The organism is Streptosporangium pseudovulgare, from assembly GCF_014648055.1.
In the GTDB taxonomy this organism is placed as follows: Bacteria; Actinomycetota; Actinomycetes; order Streptosporangiales; family Streptosporangiaceae; genus Streptosporangium; species Streptosporangium pseudovulgare.
Genome location: NZ_BMQJ01000016.1, coordinates 195,974 through 211,288, shown reverse-complemented (window position 1 = coordinate 211,288; position 15,315 = coordinate 195,974). Strand labels below are relative to the sequence as shown.

General features: G+C 72.8%; 20 protein-coding genes. 8 read left to right on the top strand and 12 right to left on the bottom strand.

Annotated features, from left to right (window positions below; translation table 11 throughout):
• Positions 1-387: 387 nt before the first annotated feature.
• The 6 genes from IEZ10_RS28865 to IEZ10_RS28840 all read right to left on the bottom strand — a co-directional run bounded on the left by IEZ10_RS28865 (position 388) and on the right by IEZ10_RS28840 (position 4,631).
• Positions 388-627: a hypothetical protein gene (locus IEZ10_RS28865; protein ID WP_189249667.1), complete on the bottom strand. Its 240-nt coding sequence runs from the start codon at positions 625-627 to the stop codon at positions 388-390.
• Positions 624-920, bottom strand: coding sequence for a type II toxin-antitoxin system prevent-host-death family antitoxin (locus IEZ10_RS28860; RefSeq protein WP_179823597.1), 297 nt, complete (start codon positions 918-920; stop codon positions 624-626). The genes IEZ10_RS28865 and IEZ10_RS28860 overlap by 4 nt, the downstream gene beginning before the upstream one ends.
• A gap of 114 nt (positions 921-1,034) precedes the next feature.
• A complete protein-coding gene (locus tag IEZ10_RS28855) occupies positions 1,035-2,312 on the bottom strand; it encodes a glycosyltransferase (RefSeq protein ID WP_189249666.1) in 1,278 nt (425 codons plus the stop codon).
• On the bottom strand, positions 2,305-2,907 hold the full coding sequence (locus IEZ10_RS28850; protein ID WP_189249665.1) for a TetR/AcrR family transcriptional regulator: 603 nt from the start codon (positions 2,905-2,907) through the stop codon (positions 2,305-2,307). The genes IEZ10_RS28855 and IEZ10_RS28850 overlap by 8 nt, the downstream gene beginning before the upstream one ends.
• A gap of 133 nt (positions 2,908-3,040) precedes the next feature.
• Positions 3,041-4,003 carry a lamin tail domain-containing protein gene (locus tag IEZ10_RS28845; RefSeq protein WP_189249664.1) on the bottom strand — a complete coding sequence of 321 codons (963 nt, stop codon included), beginning with the start codon at positions 4,001-4,003 and terminating at the stop codon, positions 3,041-3,043.
• A gap of 46 nt (positions 4,004-4,049) precedes the next feature.
• Positions 4,050-4,631 (bottom strand): hypothetical protein, encoded by a 582-nt coding sequence (locus IEZ10_RS28840; protein WP_189249663.1) that lies wholly within the window; start codon positions 4,629-4,631, stop codon positions 4,050-4,052.
• Positions 4,632-5,078: 447 nt separating this feature from the next.
• On the opposite strand from IEZ10_RS28840, the gene IEZ10_RS28835 reads away from it, so the two are divergent.
• Together IEZ10_RS28835 and IEZ10_RS28830 are read left to right on the top strand one after the other, a co-directional pair.
• A complete protein-coding gene (locus IEZ10_RS28835) occupies positions 5,079-5,660 on the top strand; it encodes a hypothetical protein (RefSeq protein ID WP_189249662.1) in 582 nt (193 codons plus the stop codon).
• Positions 5,661-5,978: 318 nt separating this feature from the next.
• Entirely contained in the window at positions 5,979-7,091 is a 1,113-nt protein-coding gene (locus IEZ10_RS28830) for a Vgb family protein (protein WP_189249661.1), read from the top strand.
• A gap of 218 nt (positions 7,092-7,309) precedes the next feature.
• On the opposite strand, the gene IEZ10_RS28825 is transcribed toward IEZ10_RS28830, so the two are convergent.
• The 3 genes from IEZ10_RS28825 to IEZ10_RS28815 all read right to left on the bottom strand — a co-directional run bounded on the left by IEZ10_RS28825 (position 7,310) and on the right by IEZ10_RS28815 (position 10,001).
• Complete coding sequence (locus IEZ10_RS28825; protein ID WP_189249660.1) at positions 7,310-8,233, bottom strand: aldo/keto reductase; 924 nt, start codon at positions 8,231-8,233, stop codon at positions 7,310-7,312.
• 493 nt (positions 8,234-8,726) lie between these two features.
• Complete coding sequence (locus tag IEZ10_RS28820; RefSeq protein WP_189249659.1) at positions 8,727-9,572, bottom strand: aldo/keto reductase; 846 nt, start codon at positions 9,570-9,572, stop codon at positions 8,727-8,729.
• Positions 9,573-9,776: 204 nt separating this feature from the next.
• On the bottom strand, positions 9,777-10,001 hold the full coding sequence (locus IEZ10_RS28815; RefSeq protein WP_189249658.1) for a hypothetical protein: 225 nt from the start codon (positions 9,999-10,001) through the stop codon (positions 9,777-9,779).
• Positions 10,002-10,004: 3 nt separating this feature from the next.
• Here IEZ10_RS28815 and IEZ10_RS28810 point away from each other — a divergent pair, with 3 nt between their 5' ends.
• Positions 10,005-10,277, top strand: coding sequence for a zinc-binding dehydrogenase (locus IEZ10_RS28810; protein ID WP_229811748.1), 273 nt, complete (start codon positions 10,005-10,007; stop codon positions 10,275-10,277).
• A gap of 43 nt (positions 10,278-10,320) precedes the next feature.
• Positions 10,321-10,698, top strand: a complete 378-nt coding sequence (locus tag IEZ10_RS28805; RefSeq protein ID WP_189249657.1) for a hypothetical protein — start codon at positions 10,321-10,323, stop codon at positions 10,696-10,698.
• Between the two features lie 24 nt (positions 10,699-10,722).
• On the opposite strand, the gene IEZ10_RS28800 is transcribed toward IEZ10_RS28805, so the two are convergent.
• Positions 10,723-11,595 carry a helix-turn-helix domain-containing protein gene (locus IEZ10_RS28800; protein ID WP_189249656.1) on the bottom strand — a complete coding sequence of 291 codons (873 nt, stop codon included), beginning with the start codon at positions 11,593-11,595 and terminating at the stop codon, positions 10,723-10,725.
• Between the two features lie 166 nt (positions 11,596-11,761).
• Between IEZ10_RS28800 and IEZ10_RS28795 the strand changes: the two genes are divergently transcribed.
• Complete coding sequence (locus IEZ10_RS28795) at positions 11,762-12,061, top strand: putative quinol monooxygenase (RefSeq protein ID WP_189249655.1); 300 nt, start codon at positions 11,762-11,764, stop codon at positions 12,059-12,061.
• Between the two features lie 171 nt (positions 12,062-12,232).
• Here the strand turns inward: IEZ10_RS28795 and IEZ10_RS28790 are convergent, their stop codons facing one another.
• Positions 12,233-13,132: a cation diffusion facilitator family transporter gene (locus tag IEZ10_RS28790; RefSeq protein WP_189249654.1), complete on the bottom strand. Its 900-nt coding sequence runs from the start codon at positions 13,130-13,132 to the stop codon at positions 12,233-12,235.
• Positions 13,132-13,545: an ArsR/SmtB family transcription factor gene (locus IEZ10_RS28785; protein ID WP_189249653.1), complete on the bottom strand. Its 414-nt coding sequence runs from the start codon at positions 13,543-13,545 to the stop codon at positions 13,132-13,134. Before IEZ10_RS28785 ends, IEZ10_RS28790 begins: the two co-directional genes overlap by 1 nt.
• 114 nt (positions 13,546-13,659) lie before the next feature.
• Between IEZ10_RS28785 and IEZ10_RS28780 the strand changes: the two genes are divergently transcribed.
• The 3 genes from IEZ10_RS28780 to IEZ10_RS28770 are packed head-to-tail and all read left to right on the top strand — an operon-like array spanning position 13,660 to position 15,244.
• Positions 13,660-14,136, top strand: coding sequence for an ArsR/SmtB family transcription factor (locus IEZ10_RS28780; RefSeq protein WP_189249652.1), 477 nt, complete (start codon positions 13,660-13,662; stop codon positions 14,134-14,136).
• Positions 14,133-14,903, top strand: coding sequence for a cation efflux transmembrane domain-containing protein (locus IEZ10_RS28775; RefSeq protein ID WP_189249651.1), 771 nt, complete (start codon positions 14,133-14,135; stop codon positions 14,901-14,903). The genes IEZ10_RS28780 and IEZ10_RS28775 overlap by 4 nt, the downstream gene beginning before the upstream one ends.
• On the top strand, positions 14,900-15,244 hold the full coding sequence (locus tag IEZ10_RS28770) for a DUF3703 domain-containing protein (protein ID WP_189249650.1): 345 nt from the start codon (positions 14,900-14,902) through the stop codon (positions 15,242-15,244). The genes IEZ10_RS28775 and IEZ10_RS28770 overlap by 4 nt, the downstream gene beginning before the upstream one ends.
• Positions 15,245-15,315 lie beyond the last annotated feature (71 nt).

The following is a 15,315-nucleotide window of genomic DNA, read 5'->3' as shown; positions in this document are numbered from 1 at the left end:
AGCCCGTCTCCCGCCACAGCAGCCGCGCGCAGTCCGCGGCCACGCGCGGCGCGACGGCGCCCTCCAGCTTCACGAAGCCGTCGCGGAGGAAACGGGATACCAAGGTCGTGTCGTCCATGCCCCCATCGTGCGGCGACACCGGCCCCGATCACCCGACATTCTCCGTACCGCCTTTGTCGGGTATGGGGGGTGTGGTCCCCGGTCACGCCGCCCGCTTGAGCCCGTGCCCGGAAGAGGCGGTGCGTCGGCCGTCGGCCTTCGTCGTCTTCGGCGGCGTCCGGGTCCCGGAAGGGGCGAAGGCCCCGACCGGAGCCACTGGCCTTCCGGCGTGTCCCGCCTCGTCCGGCGTCTCGGTGACGCCGGGTACGGGCGGCGGACCCGCGTGGGTCAGGTGTTGATCTGCAGAACCCACACCGACACGTGGTCGCCGCCCCGGGTGTAGACCAGGCGGAACGTCTCGGCGCGGAACTCGAAGGCGTCCGGGATGCCGCCGTACGGCCGGGCCCCGATGGGCTCGGGGTCGGCGGTGAGATCGAGCAGGGTGTCGGCGATCGTGGCGCGCAGGCCGGGCGCGGCCGCGCGCAGCAGTTCCCGTACGACGGAGGCGAGCAGGAGGCGGCGCTTCAAGAGCGCCCGCCCGGGGCGGGCAGGTCGAGGTCGGCGTACAGGTCGGCCGCGCTGTCGTAGGCCGCCATGTCCGTCTCGCCGCGGTCGTGGGCGGCGATCGCGGCGGTGACGCCGGCGATCTCCCGTTCCCGGCGCAGGCGCAGCAGCTCCTCGTACTCCTCTTCGGAGATGAGGACGGCGCGTTCGCCGGCGGAGCGGCGGATGCGGGTGGCCTCGTGGCGGTGGGCGGCGCGGGCCACCAGGACGCCGAGGTTGTTGCGCGCCTCGACGATGCCCAGTGCGTCGTTCGTCATGCCCTCCACCATACGCACATGATGTACACCCTGCGCGGGATGTTCAGGATGTACACCCCTCGGACGCCGAGCCCGCCCCGGTGCCCGGGGCGGGCCCGGCGGTCCGGCCCCGTGTCAGGCTCCGCAGGCGCCCTCGTTCCGGCCGGTGAGGGCCTCGAGTTCGGCGACCGCCCGGTCGGTGGCCGTCTCGGCGGCGATCTCGGCCGCCAGCCGCCGCGCCTCGCGACGGTAGGAGGGCTCGTGGAGGACACGGCCGACCGCCCGGGCGATCGTGCGGGGCGAGGCGTTCCTGCTCACGGTGATCCCGGCGCCGGCGAGTTCGACATGCCGCGCCACCTCCGTCTGGTCGCGCCCGAGCGGCACGCAGACCAGGGGCACCCCGGCGGCCAGTGACTTGACGGCCGTCCCGTGCCCGGCATGGGTGATCGTCACCGCGGCGTGGCGCAGCGCGACGCCGTGCGGGGCGGCCGCGGTGACCAGGACGTTGCCGGGCGCGCGGACCGTCGCCGGGTCCACGGCCGGGCCGGTGGTCAGCAGCCCGCGCACCGGCAGCGTGCCGAGGGCGTCGGCGATGCGCTGGAGTTGTGTGCGCTGGTTCATGAACGATGAGCTCAGGCCGACCAGGACCAGGGGCGCGTCGCCTTCCGGCAGCTCCGGCTTCCGGGCCCAGGCCGGGTCGTCGAGCCGCGGGCCGACGTGCCGCAGGTGGGCGGGGAAGCGCCTGCCGGGGTGGTCCAGCGCGCGCGGGGACAGTACGAGCAACCGGTCGACGCGGTCGAACGCGTCGACCACCGAGTCCACCGGCGGCAGGCCGTGCGCGGCGCGGGCGGCGTTCAGCGCCGGCAGTCCCCTCCCCCACGGTTTGACGGCCAGCCGGGCCAGCACCCGGTCGCGCAGGCGCCCCAGCGCGCCCGAGGCGGGGGCGAGGCCCAGACCCGGCGGTGGCGCCCCCGGAGTGGGGAACGGATAGATGGTCGTCACCAGCGAGGCCACCGGGATCCCGGCGGCCTCGCCGCCGGTGAGCGCGCCGAGCAGCATGTGCTCGGCGACCAGCACGTCGGCCGGGCGGGCACGCAGCTCGGCCAGCGTGTCCCGGGCGTAGTCGGCCGCGGGGCCGCAGACGATGCGATCTCTCAGCCGGGCGAGCGCGCCCAGCGGCGTACGGGCCTCGAAGTCCTTGATGACGTCCTTGGCCGGATCGGTGACGTCGCCCTGGGGCGCCGTGGTCCAGGCGACCGGTTCCACACCGGCGGCGGTGACCTCCTCGTGCAGTGACTCGTCGGCCAGCACCCGGACGCCGTGGCCGCGTTCGCGCAGCGCGCGGGCGACCGACAGGACGGGCGGCACGGCTCCGCCGCCGGCCCAGGTGGCGAACAGGAAGTCCTTACGCATCGTGCCTCTTCCGGGGGTCGATGGAGGTCAGCAGGTCGCGCATGGCACGTTCGGCGTCCTCGCGAGACAGGCCGAGGTCGCGCCGCCACAGCTTCCACAGGTAGAGGTCGGTGGCGGCGTGGTGCAGGTTCAGCGCGTGCTCGCGGGCCGGGCCCGGGGCCGGGAGGCGGTCGGCGAAGACCTGCTCCAGCCAGGCGCGGTGCTGGTCGCGCGCGTGGGCGGCCGCCCGCGCGGCGGCCGGGACACGGTCCATCTGCGCGATCCAGAGCACGCCGGCGTCGCCTTGTCGCTCGTAGTCCGCGAAGAGCACGGCCACGATCGCCGCCACGTCGCCGACCGGCGCCTGACGGGCGACCACCGTCTGTGACGCCACCAGGTCGGCGACGGCGTCGGCCAGCCCGTCTCTGCCGCCGAAGTGGTTGACGATCGTCTGCACCGACACCCCCGCCTCGTCGGCGATGTGCTGCAGCGTGACGTCGTCGTACCAGCGCCGCGTCCACAGCGCGGCCGCCGCCTCCAGCACGCGCGCCCGCGTGGCCTCCACGGCCGCGGCGCGGGCGCCCATGCGGTACGGGCGCCTGGCCCCACTTTCCATGGAGTCATTTTTATATTCAATTTAAGAAAGGTCAAGCTGAATTCGTCTCGCCCTGGCCCCGGCCCGGGGTCCACGGTGACGACGGCCTGAGATCCCGGACGATCGGGCGTGCCGGCTCGCCGCCTCCGCCCTGTCAGCGTGCCGCCGGGCGCTGACGGCGGGCGACGACGAAGAGCGTCCCCGCGCCGGCGAGCGCCATCAGCGCGGTCAGGGCGAGCAGCGTCGTCATCGAGGAGTCGAGCGTGGCCGGCCTTCCCCGGCCGCGGTTGGCCGGGAAGGCCAGGCTGCCCGAGACGGTGTGCGTGATGCGTCCGCTTCGCACCGTGAGCTGGAACTTCCACGGCCCGTCCGGAAGCCGGTCACCCAGCGGGACGGTCACCCTGCCCGCCTGGTCAGGGGCCAGGGTCGTGCCGGGAGGGATCTGGTAGGGGCCCGCCCGTATTCCGCTGGGACCGTCCGACAGCGTGAGCTGCCCGGTCAGGTCGATGGCCCGCTCGCCGGTGTTGCGTACGGCTGCCGCGATCGACGGCCGGCCGTCGTCCAGGCGCTGGGGCACCACCTCTCCGATGCGGAACTGCGACGGCGGTTCACCTTCGGGGCCGACGTCGAGATAGACACGGATCCCCACGCGGTTGACCAGCGCGATGTTCCGTTTGGCGTTCGGCCGCCCGGTGGACACCTGCGCCCAGATGACGCCGTACTGCTCGCCCTTGGTCGCCGGTTCCGGGACGCGGACGGTGGCCGTCACCTGCGAGCTGCCGTGCGGCGGCACATCGACGGCGGGACGGTTGAGCGTGATCCACGAGGTCAGCTCGTTCTGGGTGCGGCCCGGCGCGAAGGTGAACCTGCCCTGCCTGATGTCCGCGGCGGCCGCGTACAGCTTCACGCGCTGCCGCCGCGGGGAGCTGTTGGTGATCTGCAGGCGCCGGCTGAAGGTGGTTCCCGGGTTGACGTGGTCGACGATGAAGATGCGCGCGCGGGGGTCGTCCATCCGGTTCTCCGGCGCCTCCAGCAGGACGATCCCGATGGCGCCCTTCGCCCGGGGACGCGGCGGGTCGGCGGCCGCGACCGCCGCCGCGCCGAGCCCGCCGGACACCGCGAGCGCGAGTAGCGCGGCCGGCAGGCTCGCCCGCAGGAGGATGTCAGGCGACAGAGTGGTTCACCGTCCCGGTGTAGACGCCGGCGACCGCGCCGGCGGGGACGTTGATCACGACGGTCGGGTTCCAGGTGGCGGAGTTCGCGCCGGAACCGGTCGTCTTGCTGAAGGCCGTGCGTGAGAGGTCGAGCGACTGCGCGGCCGCGGCGTTGGCCTGGCCGGGCACGAAGGTGCCGCTGCCGGTGGTGCTGGTCGCGGCCCCTGACCAGTACAGGACGGCGGTGTTGGGGATGGTCTCCGGTGCGGTGCCGCCGCCCGTGGTGAACCCGCCGGTGGCCGCGACGACCGACGCGGTCCAGGTGGCGGCCAGCGTGGCCCGCTGGTCCGACACCGTGATCGAGCCGAGCTGGCCGCTGATCTGCCCGCCCGGGGCTCCGCTGCCGATGTTGACCGGTCCGCTGGGCACGGTGATCGTCAGCCCGTCGGGGGCGGTGACGGTGAAGGTCACCGTGGTGGAACAGGTGGTCGAGGCGGGACAGGTGCCCGCCGTGGCGGGCAGCGCGACCGTCAGGGCCGCCACCAGGCCCACGACTCCCCAACAGACTGTGCCGAGACGGCGTGCGGACATGGCCGCTCCTCTTTCATTCCGTCCAGGCCCACGTCAGGACCTGCGTACGCGGCTCATCCTGGCCAGGGAGATCAACGAGGAGGACCGTTGGGTGTGCCGTCTGCCGACTCTTCATCACGACCTGTACAGTCTTGGCGGTTATGCGGGATCACCAGACCCCGTCCATGCCGCGGGGTGGCCGATCGGACGGCCGCGCCTTCGGCGGGCGGTGCCGCCGCCCGTCCCCCGCGTGCTCCGCGCCCGCCCCCGTCCGCTCCGCGCCCGCCGCCGCGCTTGGCCGCGGCCCCGGCGCGGGACGTCCAACCCGGTCCTTGCCAGGGGATTACCTGTCCCGGGCGGCGGAGGGAAAGGAGGCCGGACCTCGATGATCTAGGCTGTCGATCGGTCCTCCCGCCAGCGGCGAACCGGTGCCCGGGCACGTCGCCAAGACATCTGTGAGGAATCGGCATGAGCAAGGCCCGTACCGGCGTCTTTTCCGCGAGAGCCCCTCTGGCGCCGCCGTGCCTGGCCGGTGTGCTGCTCTGCCTGGCCGCACCGGCCGCCGCCGGCCCCGTCCCGGGCTCGCCGGCCGTCCGGATCGCCACGGTCGCCCTGCGCGTCGATCCCCTGGCGATCACCGTGCCCGGGTCGGTGAACCTGGGAAGCGGACCGGCCGGCGGCTCGATCAGCGCGTCCATGGGCACGGTGACCGTGGCCGACAACCGAGGGGGAACCCCGTCGTGGACGGCGACCGTGGCGGCCACGGACTTCACCACCGGGTCCGGGACGCCCACGCAGACGATCACGAAGGGCAACGTCGCCTACTGGTCCGGCCAGGTCACCGCCTCCTCCGGCACCGCATCCCGGACCGCCGGGCAGCCGACGGCCGACCAGCAGGTCGCCCTGTCCTCGCCGGTGACCGCGTTCTCCTCGCGCAAGCTGGTGGGGATCCCCACCTCCACGAGCTGGGCGCCGACGCTCGTCGTCACCGTCCCCTCCACCGCCGCCCCCGGCGTCTACACCGGGGTCGTGACCCACTCCGTCGCCTGAGCGGCCCTGCCGGGAGAACCGGCCCGCGATAAGTTGGGGCTTTCCTGACCGGCCACGGACCGTGCGCGACCGAGGATGTTCGGTGACCCTGCCAGATTGGGTTCGCCGGGCCGGACACGGGCCGACGACGGCGCCCGGAGCGCCGCCCGGGACGAGGTCGTGCCGATGGCGCGGCACCCACGACTCCCCGGTTCCACAGCGCCACGGCGTTCGACGTCCGGGCGCTTCGCCGCGAGGTGTCACGGGGTGTCACGGACCGCCCGGCGTGACCCGGCGACCGGCCCGCGCTCGTGCCGAACGTCTGCTGAAAGGGATGTCATGCGTCATCGCACTCGACGCCTCGGGTATCCGCTGGTCGCCCTGGCCCTGGCCATGACGGCGATCGCGCCCGCGTCCGCGGCGGTCTCCGCTCCGCCGGGGCCGTCTCCGCTGCGGCCCTGGGTGAAGCTCTGCCTCACACTCAAGCGGATGCCGGAGCATCGCGGGATCCGCTGCCACTATCCGCCCGCGCCGCGGCCCGGCCCCCGGCGCATGGCCGGGGCGCTGAGCGCTCCGACGATCAACGAACTGCAGATCCCCACCAGCCCGTCGACACCGGTGGGGCTCACGACCGGGCCGGACGACGCGATCTGGTTCACCGAGAACTACGCCAACAAGATCGGCCGTGTGACCACCGGCGGCACGTTCACCGAGTACTCCCTCCCCACCTTCGACGCCGAACCGGCCCACATCGCCACCGGATCCGACGGCGCCCTGTGGTTCACCGAGTCCAACAGCGACAAGATCGGGCGCATCACCACCTCGGGGACCATCACCGAGTACAGCCTGTCCACCCCCGGCGCCTTCGTCTGGGCCATCACCGCCGGCCCCGACGGCGCCCTGTGGTTCACCGAGTCCAACGGCAACAAGATCGGGCGCATCACCACCTCGGGAGCCATCACCGAGTACAGCCTGCCGGCCGCCGATTCGTACCCGATGCGCATCACGACGGGACCCGACGGCGCGATCTGGTTCACCGAGGCCCTCGCCGGGAAGATCGGGCGCATCACCACCTCGGGGACCATCACCGAGTACACGATCCCGTCCACCGGGGCGATGCCCATCGGCATCACCACCGGGCCCGACGGCAACCTGTGGTACACCGACGGGAACGGAAAGGTGAGCAACGTCACCACCTCGGGCGTCTTCACCGAGTACCCGGTGAGCGACCCCAACAGCTTCCCGTGGGGCATCACCAGCGGCCCCGACGGCAACCTGTGGTTCGTCGAGCAGATCGGCGGCAACGTCGCCAGCGTCACCACGGCGGGGACGATCAACGAATACCCGCTGCCCACGAGCCTGGCCGGGCCGTTCGACATCGTCCTGGGGCCGGACGACAACCTCTGGGCCACCGAGGACTACGTCGACCAGCTCGCCGTCATCACTCCCTGACCCCGTGCCGGACCGGCCGGTCCGGCGGCCCTCCCCCGGTGGGAAGGCCGCCTGACCGGTCGTGCCGCGAGACCCTCTCGTCCGCGCACCCGTTGAAGCGCCACCGGAGGCCGTCCGGTTCCCCGTGCCGCCGCCACCCGGTCGAAGTGCCACCGGAGGCCGTCCGGTTCTCCGTGTCGCCGCCAGCCGGTTGAATCGTCCGGTTCCCTATGCCGCCGTCACCCGGCCCCGTGCTCGCCGCCGACGGCCGAAAGGGCCGCCATCTCCTCGCCGGAGAGCCGCAGCGCGCCGGCGGCCACGTTGGCGGCCAGGTGGCCGGGGTCGCCGGTTCCCGGGATGGCCAGCACGTGCGGTCCCTGATGGAGGGTCCACGCCAGCCGGACCTGCGCGGGCGTCGCGCCGTGCGCGCGCGCCACGGCGAGCACCGTCTCGTCGTCGGTTCCGCGCGCGCCCGCCTCGCGCCCGGCGCCGGCGATCGCGAAGAACGGCACGAAGGCGACGCCCTGGGCGCCGCAGGCCCGCAGGAACTCCCGTTCGGCGGCCGGCGCGCCGAGGCCGTAGGAGTTCTGCACGCAGACCACCGGCGCGATGGCCTGGGCCTCGGCCAGCTGGTCGGGCGTGACGTTGGAGACGCCCAGGTGGCGGATGAGCCCGGCGTCGCGCAGGCCGGCCAGCGCGCCGAAGTGTTCGGCGATCGAGCCGGACCCGCGGCTCGGCGGGACGCGGAGGTTCACCACGTCCAGGTGGTCGCGGCCGAGCTGGCGCAGGTTCTCCTCGACCTGGCCGCGCAGCTGCTCCGGAGCGGCCCACCACCACTCCCCCGACGGGTCCCGGCCCGGCCAGACCTTGGTGGTGATGATCAGGTCGTCCGGGTACGGGGCCAGCGCCCGGTTGATCAGCTCGTTGGCCGAGCGCAGCGAGGAGAAGTAGAACGCGGCGGTGTCGATGTGGTTCACCCCCAGCTCGACCGCGCGCCGCAGCACGGTGATCGACCGTTCCCGGTCGCTGGGCACGCCCAGATCGAAGGCGGCGCTGCCGGTGAGGCGCATCGCGCCGAGCCCGACGCGGTTGACCGTCAGGTCGCCGAGCTTCCAGGTGCCGGCGGCCGCCGCGGTGACGGTGGGCGCGTGCAGATCTGACATGGGTCTCCTTGGTGAGAACGGTGAATGGCGGAAGCCGGACGCCCGCCCGGGGAACGGCTCCGGCGTAGGAGAGCCGGCCGTACCGGGGACGCGGCCACCCCGGGCATGCAAAAGAGCCTCCTCGGTGGACCGGGGTCCGTACCGGGGAGGCTCAGGTGTCAGCGGAGATCATATCGCAGATCCGGGCCGCGCCCCTTTCGGGCGGCGGTCAGCGGACCTTGGCGAAGAACGCGCGCATGTCGGCGGCGAGGTGATCCGGCTGGTCCTCGCCGCGACATCGATCGCCTGCGCGAGCTGGGGTATCCGGTGCGGGCGACGATGGGCGCGGTGGGACGCGACCGCGTTCGTCACCGGCAGGCTGTACTCGCTCGCGCCCACGTACGAGGTGGTGGCGACCCTGAGCCTTCCCGCGGACCAGGTGGCGCACCTGCGCCCTGGCCGCCCGTGCCGCCCGCGCCACCCGGAGCTGACCGGCCCGCGGGGCCGGGCGGGGTCAGTCCGGCAGGTAGTCGAAGGTGTCCGGATGCGGTCCGACCCGCCCCCGCTCTCCCTTGTCGAGCGCGCCGATCGCGTCGACCTCCTGCGGGGTGAGGGAGAAGTCGAACAGGGCGAAGTTCTCCTCCATCCGCTCGCGGTGCATCGTCTTGGGGAAGATGATGTCGCCGCGCTGGATGTGCCAGCGCAGGATGACCTGCGAGGTGGTCTTGCCGTGGGCGGCGGCGATCTCGGTGATCCTCTCGTCCGCAAGGACGGCGCCGCCCTGCCCGAGCGGGCTCCACGCCTCGACGGCGACGCCGTGGCGGCGGGACGCCTCGCGCGCGGTGTCGTTGGCGAAGTAGGGGTGCGCCTCGATCTGGTTCACCGCGGGCACCACCCCGGTCTCGGCGACGATCCGGTCGAGGTGGTCGGGCTGGAAGTTCGACACGCCCGCGGTACGCAGCCGGCCGTCGGCGATCAGATCGGTGATGGCCTTCCAGGTCGAGACGTAGTCACCGTCGTACAGGGTGGGCAGCGGCCAGTGCATCAGGAACAGGTCCAGCCGCTCCAGCCCGAGCCTGGCCATCGTCTCGTCGAAGGAACGCCGCACGTCGTCGGGACGGTGGTTGTCATTGGCGAGCTTGCTGGTGATGTACAGCTCCTCGCGGGGGATTCCGGAGGCCGCGACGGCCTGGCCGACGCCCTCCTCGTTGCCGTACATCTGGGCGGTGTCGATATGCCGGTAGCCGACCTGCAGGGCCTGGCCGACGATGCCGGCGGTCTGCTCGGGCGGGATGAGATAGGTACCGAAACCCAGCTGCGGGATCTGTGTCTTGTCGTTGAGGGTGATCGTTGGAACCATGCCTTCAACGTACCCACGAAACCCCAGGTAAACGGGGGCGCCCGGCAGCGCCCCCACCGGTGCCGGTCCCGCTCGGCCCTCCGGCCGGGCCGTGCGGCCGGCGGAGCGGCGCAGGCCGTGCGGGGTCCGTCCCGGCGCGGCTGCCGGGGGCCGGGGGCCGGTGGTGCCGGACCGCGTCCCGGTCGAGCCGGGCCCCTCGCTCCGTCAGCCGACGAGCGTCTCCCAGGCGGCCATCGCGCAGGCGATGACCGCCTCCAGTTCGGCACGGCCGGCGCCGTCGCGCGCCTGGATCGACATGCCCTGCAGCACGGTGGTGTAGAACCGCGCGACGGCGTCCAGGTCGCCCGCCGCCATGGTCGGCTCGGCGGCCAGCCGCTCCCGGATGGCCTCGAACTGGCCGCGCCGCAGATCGGCCAGGAACTCCCGCACCCCGTGGTCCTCGGCGGCGCCGGCGGCGACGCGGCGCTCACCAACCGGGAGCTGGTCTACCGGCACCAGGTCCACGTGATCGGCTTCAACCTCGGCGTCCTGATCCAGGCCGCCCCGCGGATCTTCGGCGAGGTCATGGAGGAGTTGTTCGCGCTGATCGCCGCCGGGGTGCTCCACCCGGGCCGGCCCACGGTGTACGACTTGGCCGACGGCCCGAAGGCACTGGCCGAACTGGAGGCCCGGGCGACCATCGGCAAGCTGGCACTGCGCCCCTGAGACCCTCATCGAAGGACGGGCGCGACCGGGGCGCGCCCGGAACGTGGCCGACCTGCTCGCCAAGGGATCGGCCTCCCTGGCCGGCCTGGCCGGCGGCCTCGGTTTCCGGCTGGCGGTCTTCGCCGCGGCGATCTTCCTGGCGGTGCGCCTGCGTCAGGGCCGAGGCTGGGCGCGTGTCGCTCTCGCGCTGACCCTGGGGATCTTCGGCACGTTGTCGCTGGTCATCGAGCCGGTTCGGTGGCTGATGGAGGGGAATTCGATCATTGAGTTCTTCGCCGGCGCCGACGCGATGACCCTCGCCTTCACCTTCAGCCGGGTGCTGCACCTGGTGGCGGTGCTGGGAGCGATGGCTCTCATGTTCAGCCCCGGGGCCAACGCCTACTTCCACGGCGCCGGTCGCTCCCGCCGTCCTCGGCGATGAGATGAGCGGCCCCGGGATGACGGCTCAGACGGTCTTCTGGGGTTCGGGTTCGGCGGCGGGCCCGGACCCGGTGGCGAGGCCGGCCAGCAGGCGCAGGGAAGTGGCGGCATCGGAGCCTGGCGGGGCGCTGTAGATCATCATGGTCATGTCGGGGTCATCGGGCGCGCGCATGGCCACATAGTCCAGATCGAGCTCACCGAGCAGGGGGTGGGCGAAGCGCTTGTGGCCGCGGGTCTTGGCGCGCACGGCCTGGTCGGCCCACAGACGGCGGAAGTCGGCGCTGTGCAGCGACAGTTCACCCACCAGGGCGGCCAGTTCGGGATCGTCGGGATGACGGCCGGCGTCGAACCGGAGGTTGGAGACCGTGTCGCGGGCCTTGGTCCGCCAGTCGGGGTAGAGGTCCTTGGCCGCCGCGTCGAGGAAGACCAGGCGGGCCATGTTCCGCTCGGTCACCGGCAGGGCGGGGAAGTCGGCGACCAGCAGCCGGGCGAGTTCGTTCCAGGCCAGGACGTCCAGCCGGCGGCCGATGATGTAGGCGGGCACGCCGGCCAGCGCCTCCAGTGCCTGCCGCAGTTCCGGGCCCACCTTCTGGGGGCGGGCCGGGCGCCTGCGGGCCGCGGCGGGTCTGGCGAGGTTGTTCAGGTAGGCCCGCTCGTCCGTGTCCAGGCCGAGCGCGTCGGCGACCGCGGCCAGCACCTCGGAGGAGACGTTGCGGGCCCGGCCCTGTTCCAGCCGGGTGTAGTAGTCGACGCTCACACCCGCCAGCAGTGCCAGTTCCTCCCGGCGCAGGCCGGTCACCCGCCGTTGCCCGCCGAAGCCACCCGTGCCCGCCACGTCGGGGCTGAGCCGGGCGCGCCGGCTCTTGAGGAACTCGCTGAGCTGCTGTGCACGATCCATGCGGTCCAGTATCGCGAGGTTCGCCGGCTCCTGCCTGGTTCTGTCAGGCCCAGGCAGGAGCGACCCCGGCCGGACAGGGCTCTGGCCGGCTTTCGGCCCGGACCGCACGATGGACATCGTTCGCTCCGGCGAACACCGCAACGATCACTAACCACAGGAGCCACACGTGTCGAACACTCTCGTCATCGTCGCCGGATTCCGCGCCAGGCCGGGCCAGGAGGAGCGGCTGCGCCAGGAGCTGGACGCGATGATCGAGCCTTCTCTGGCCGAAGAGGGCTGCCTGGGCTACCAGCCCTACACCGACCCCGGCCGCCCCGACCACATGATCATCGTGGAGGAGTGGGCCGACAGCGCGGCGCTGGACCACCACTTCTCGTTGCCGCACTTCAAGCACGTGGCCGGGGTGCTGGAGGAGATCCTGGCGGAGCCGTTCACCCTGCGCCGCCTGACCGGAATCCCCGCCTGAGGCCGCGCGTACCGGGCCCGGCCGCATGCCCCGCCCGGGGCATGCGGCCGGGCATCGCCGGCAGGCGGTCGGCATCGGCCTGCCGTCGGCAGGGTCCGGTAAGGGGGTGTTCTCCGAACGAGTGGGTGGGTGTCGTGGGAAGCGGTGACCGGTCGTGGGTCCGGAGGTGACTCACCAGTTCAGTTCGTCGCAGCCGCGGTGGTCTGCCGGTTCCACCTGCAGCGTGGCGTGGGCCACGCCATGACGATGGCGCAGCAGGTCGCGGGCCCGGTCGAGGACGGCGTGGTGGTCTTTCTGGTCGGCGGTGACCAGGTGGGCGGTGGCCACGTTCATACCGGAGGTGAGGGTCCACAGGTGCAGGTCGTGCACGTCGCGTACGCCGTCGATGGCGGCCAGGTCGGCGGCGACGGCGGAGGCGTCGATGCCCTCGGGCACGTGCTGGCCGAGCACGGCGAAGACCTGACGGCCGAGCGAGATCGCCCGTACGGCGACGAACGCGCCGATGGCCAGGGCGATGACGGTGTCCCAGTACGCCTGCCCGGTCGCGGCCACCAGCCAACCGGCGGCGATGACGCCGACCGAGCCGGCGGTGTCGGCCACGACCTCCAGGTAGGCGCCCTTGACGTTGAGGCTTTCACTGGCGCCGGAACGCAGCAGGAGCAGCGCGACCAGGTTGACGGCCAGGCCGAGTGCGCCGACGATCAGCATCGGCCCGGTGGAGACCTCGGCGTTCTGGCCGATGCGGCCGATCGCCTCGGTCACGACGTAGACCGCGACGCCCAGCATCAGCACGACGGCCAGCAGAGAGGCGAAGATCTCGGCCCGGTAGGAGCCGTAACTGCGGCGGCCGGTGGTGTCGGGGCGGGTGGCGATCCTGGTGGCGACCAGCGCCGCGCCGAGGGTGACCACGTCGGCGGCCATGTGCCCGGCGTCCGACAGCAGTGCCAGCGAGCCCGACATCAGGCCGAAGACCAGTTCGACCACGAAGAAGCCGCCGATCAGGGCGAAGGAGACCGCCAGCCGCCACCGGTGCCGGCCGCCCGCATGCCCGTGTCCGTGTCCGGCGCCCATCAGGTGGTTCCGTCGCGCTCGGGGTGGAGGAGCTCGGTGTGCTCGATGTGGGCCAGCGCCACATCGAGCAGCAGCCGCACGTGCGGGTCGGCCAGCCGGTAGTAGGCCATCCGGCCGGCGCGGCGCGCGACGACGATGCGGTGCGCGCGCAGCAGCCGCAGCGCGTGGGAGGCGGCTGACTCGCTCTGGCCGGTCACCGCGGCCAGGTCGCACACGCACAGCTCCCCGTCCAGCAGTGCGACCAGCAGCCGCAGCCGGTTCGGGTCCGACAGCAGGCCGAAGACGTCGGCGGCGTCGGCCAGGTCCCCGGCCGCGGGCATGCGCTCGCGTACGGCGACGACCCGGTCGGCGTCGACCACTTTGGCGGTGCAGCCGTCCACCGCCACGACACCATCATCTGAATACTTATTCATATGAGCAATATAGGGGGAGATCGGGAAGGTCCGTCAAGGTCGATGCTCCGGGGCCGGATGTCCGCTCCGTCGCCCCCTTGCCATGACATTCCTGATACGGGTTATCATCGCCATATGGCGATTGATGATGATGCCGGCCGCTGCGTCAGCGCCGACATCGCCGCCGGCATCTCCCCGGCGGCGGCCCTGTTCCACTCCCTGGCCGATGAGAACCGGCTGCGCATCGTGGCCCGGCTCGCGCGCGGCGAGGCCCGGGTGGTCGACCTGGTCGGCGAGCTCGGCCTGGCCCAGTCCACGGTCTCCAAACACCTGGCCTGCCTGCGCGACTGCGGCCTGGTCGACCACCGCGCCGAAGGCCGCCAGTCCTTCTACTCCCTGACCCGCCCCGAGCTGATGGACCTGCTCGCCTCGGCCGAGCATCTGCTGGCCGCCACCGGCCACGCCGTGGTGCTCTGCCCCATCCACGGCACCCGGCACGGCACCACTCACGGCGCGGCCGACGCGCGCGGCGCGCTGCGGGCCGAACTCGATCACGACCTGGAACGCCTCGACCGGCAGGCGGGCGAGATCGAAGGGAAGACGGTGTCGTGACCACGCTCAACCTGCCCGCCCCGGACCGGCGCGCCGTACTGCGGCGCCGCATCCGGCTGCTGGTCGCGGCCACCATCACCTACAACGTGATCGAGGCGGCGGTGGCCCTCACCGCCGGCACCGTCGCCTCGTCGGCCGCCCTGATCGGCTTCGGCCTGGACTCCATCGTGGAGGTCGCCTCCGCCGCCGCCGTGGCCTGGCAGTTCTCCGCCACCGACCACGAGGAGCGGGAGAGGACCGCGCTGAGGGTCATCGCGATCTCGTTCTTCGCGCTGGCCGCCTACGTCACCTTCGACGCCGTGCGCGCCCTGTTGGGCGTCGGCGAGGCCGAGCACTCCACCCCCGGGCTGATCCTGGCCGCCCTCAGCTTGGTGGTCATGCCGTTCCTGTCGTACGCCCAGCGCCGCGCCGGCCGCGAGCTCGGCTCCGCCTCCGCGGTCGCCGACTCCAAGCAGACCCTGCTGTGCACCTACCTGTCGGCGGTGCTGCTCGTCGGGCTGGCGCTCAACAGCCTGTTCGGCTGGTCCTGGGCCGACCCGATCGCCGCCCTGGTCATCGCCGCCGTCGCGGTCAAGGAAGGCCGCGAAGCCTGGAGAGGGGACGCCTGCTGCGCCGTCCCCACCTCCCTCTCCGCAGGCAACACCGCGGCCGTCACCACGGCCGTCACCACGTCCGTCACCGCGTCCGTCACCGCGCCCGGAGCGGACGGCTGCGCGGACGGTTGCTGCCTGCCCGTCCAGGTGAACACGCAGGAGGACCAGCGATGATCGGCCGTCCGATGCCCGAGCGGGTGCGGGCCGCCTACCGCGCCGAGATGCGCGCCGCCCGCGCCGCCACCGAGCCCGAGTCTCGCCGGCGGCACCTGGAGCGCGCGCACATCATCTCCCAGCCCTGGCCCCACACCCGCAACCACATCGCCATGTTCGCCCTCGCGATCGCCCAGCGCGACCGGCGTGAAGCGTTCGGCCAGGTCGTCCGGATCATCGTCGCCGCTCCCGGCAGCGCCTTGGGCCGATACCCCGAAGGCAGCACCGGCCGCGCCACCGCGAGCCTCACCCAGCCGATGCCCATGCCCGACGATCTGGCCGCGCTGCTGCGAACCGCCTGAACCGGCTCCTCCCCGGAGGCCGACCCGCCCCTGCCGCGAACGCCTCTCTGACGTCCTCGAACCCTTTGGTG

Excerpts from the sequence above, each read along its gene's own strand:
- IEZ10_RS28855 (WP_189249666.1), bottom strand. The coding sequence starts at position 2,312 with ATGCGTAAGGACTTCCTGTTCGCCACCTGGGCCGGCGGCGGAGCCGTG.
- IEZ10_RS28800 (WP_189249656.1), bottom strand. The coding sequence starts at position 11,595 with ATGGATCGTGCACAGCAGCTCAGCGAGTTCCTCAAGAGCCGGCGCGCC.
- IEZ10_RS28770 (WP_189249650.1), top strand. The coding sequence starts at position 14,900 with ATGATCGGCCGTCCGATGCCCGAGCGGGTGCGGGCCGCCTACCGCGCC.
- IEZ10_RS28820 (WP_189249659.1), bottom strand. The coding sequence starts at position 9,572 with ATGGTTCCAACGATCACCCTCAACGACAAGACACAGATCCCGCAGCTG.
- IEZ10_RS28790 (WP_189249654.1), bottom strand. The coding sequence starts at position 13,132 with ATGGGCGCCGGACACGGACACGGGCATGCGGGCGGCCGGCACCGGTGG.
- IEZ10_RS28840 (WP_189249663.1), bottom strand. The coding sequence starts at position 4,631 with ATGTCCGCACGCCGTCTCGGCACAGTCTGTTGGGGAGTCGTGGGCCTG.
- IEZ10_RS28860 (WP_179823597.1), bottom strand. The coding sequence starts at position 920 with ATGACGAACGACGCACTGGGCATCGTCGAGGCGCGCAACAACCTCGGC.
- IEZ10_RS28830 (WP_189249661.1), top strand. The coding sequence starts at position 5,979 with ATGCGTCATCGCACTCGACGCCTCGGGTATCCGCTGGTCGCCCTGGCC.
- IEZ10_RS28850 (WP_189249665.1), bottom strand. The coding sequence starts at position 2,907 with ATGGAAAGTGGGGCCAGGCGCCCGTACCGCATGGGCGCCCGCGCCGCG.
- IEZ10_RS28835 (WP_189249662.1), top strand. The coding sequence starts at position 5,079 with ATGAGCAAGGCCCGTACCGGCGTCTTTTCCGCGAGAGCCCCTCTGGCG.
- IEZ10_RS28785 (WP_189249653.1), bottom strand. The coding sequence starts at position 13,545 with ATGAATAAGTATTCAGATGATGGTGTCGTGGCGGTGGACGGCTGCACC.
- IEZ10_RS28825 (WP_189249660.1), bottom strand. The coding sequence starts at position 8,233 with ATGTCAGATCTGCACGCGCCCACCGTCACCGCGGCGGCCGCCGGCACC.
- IEZ10_RS28780 (WP_189249652.1), top strand. The coding sequence starts at position 13,660 with ATGGCGATTGATGATGATGCCGGCCGCTGCGTCAGCGCCGACATCGCC.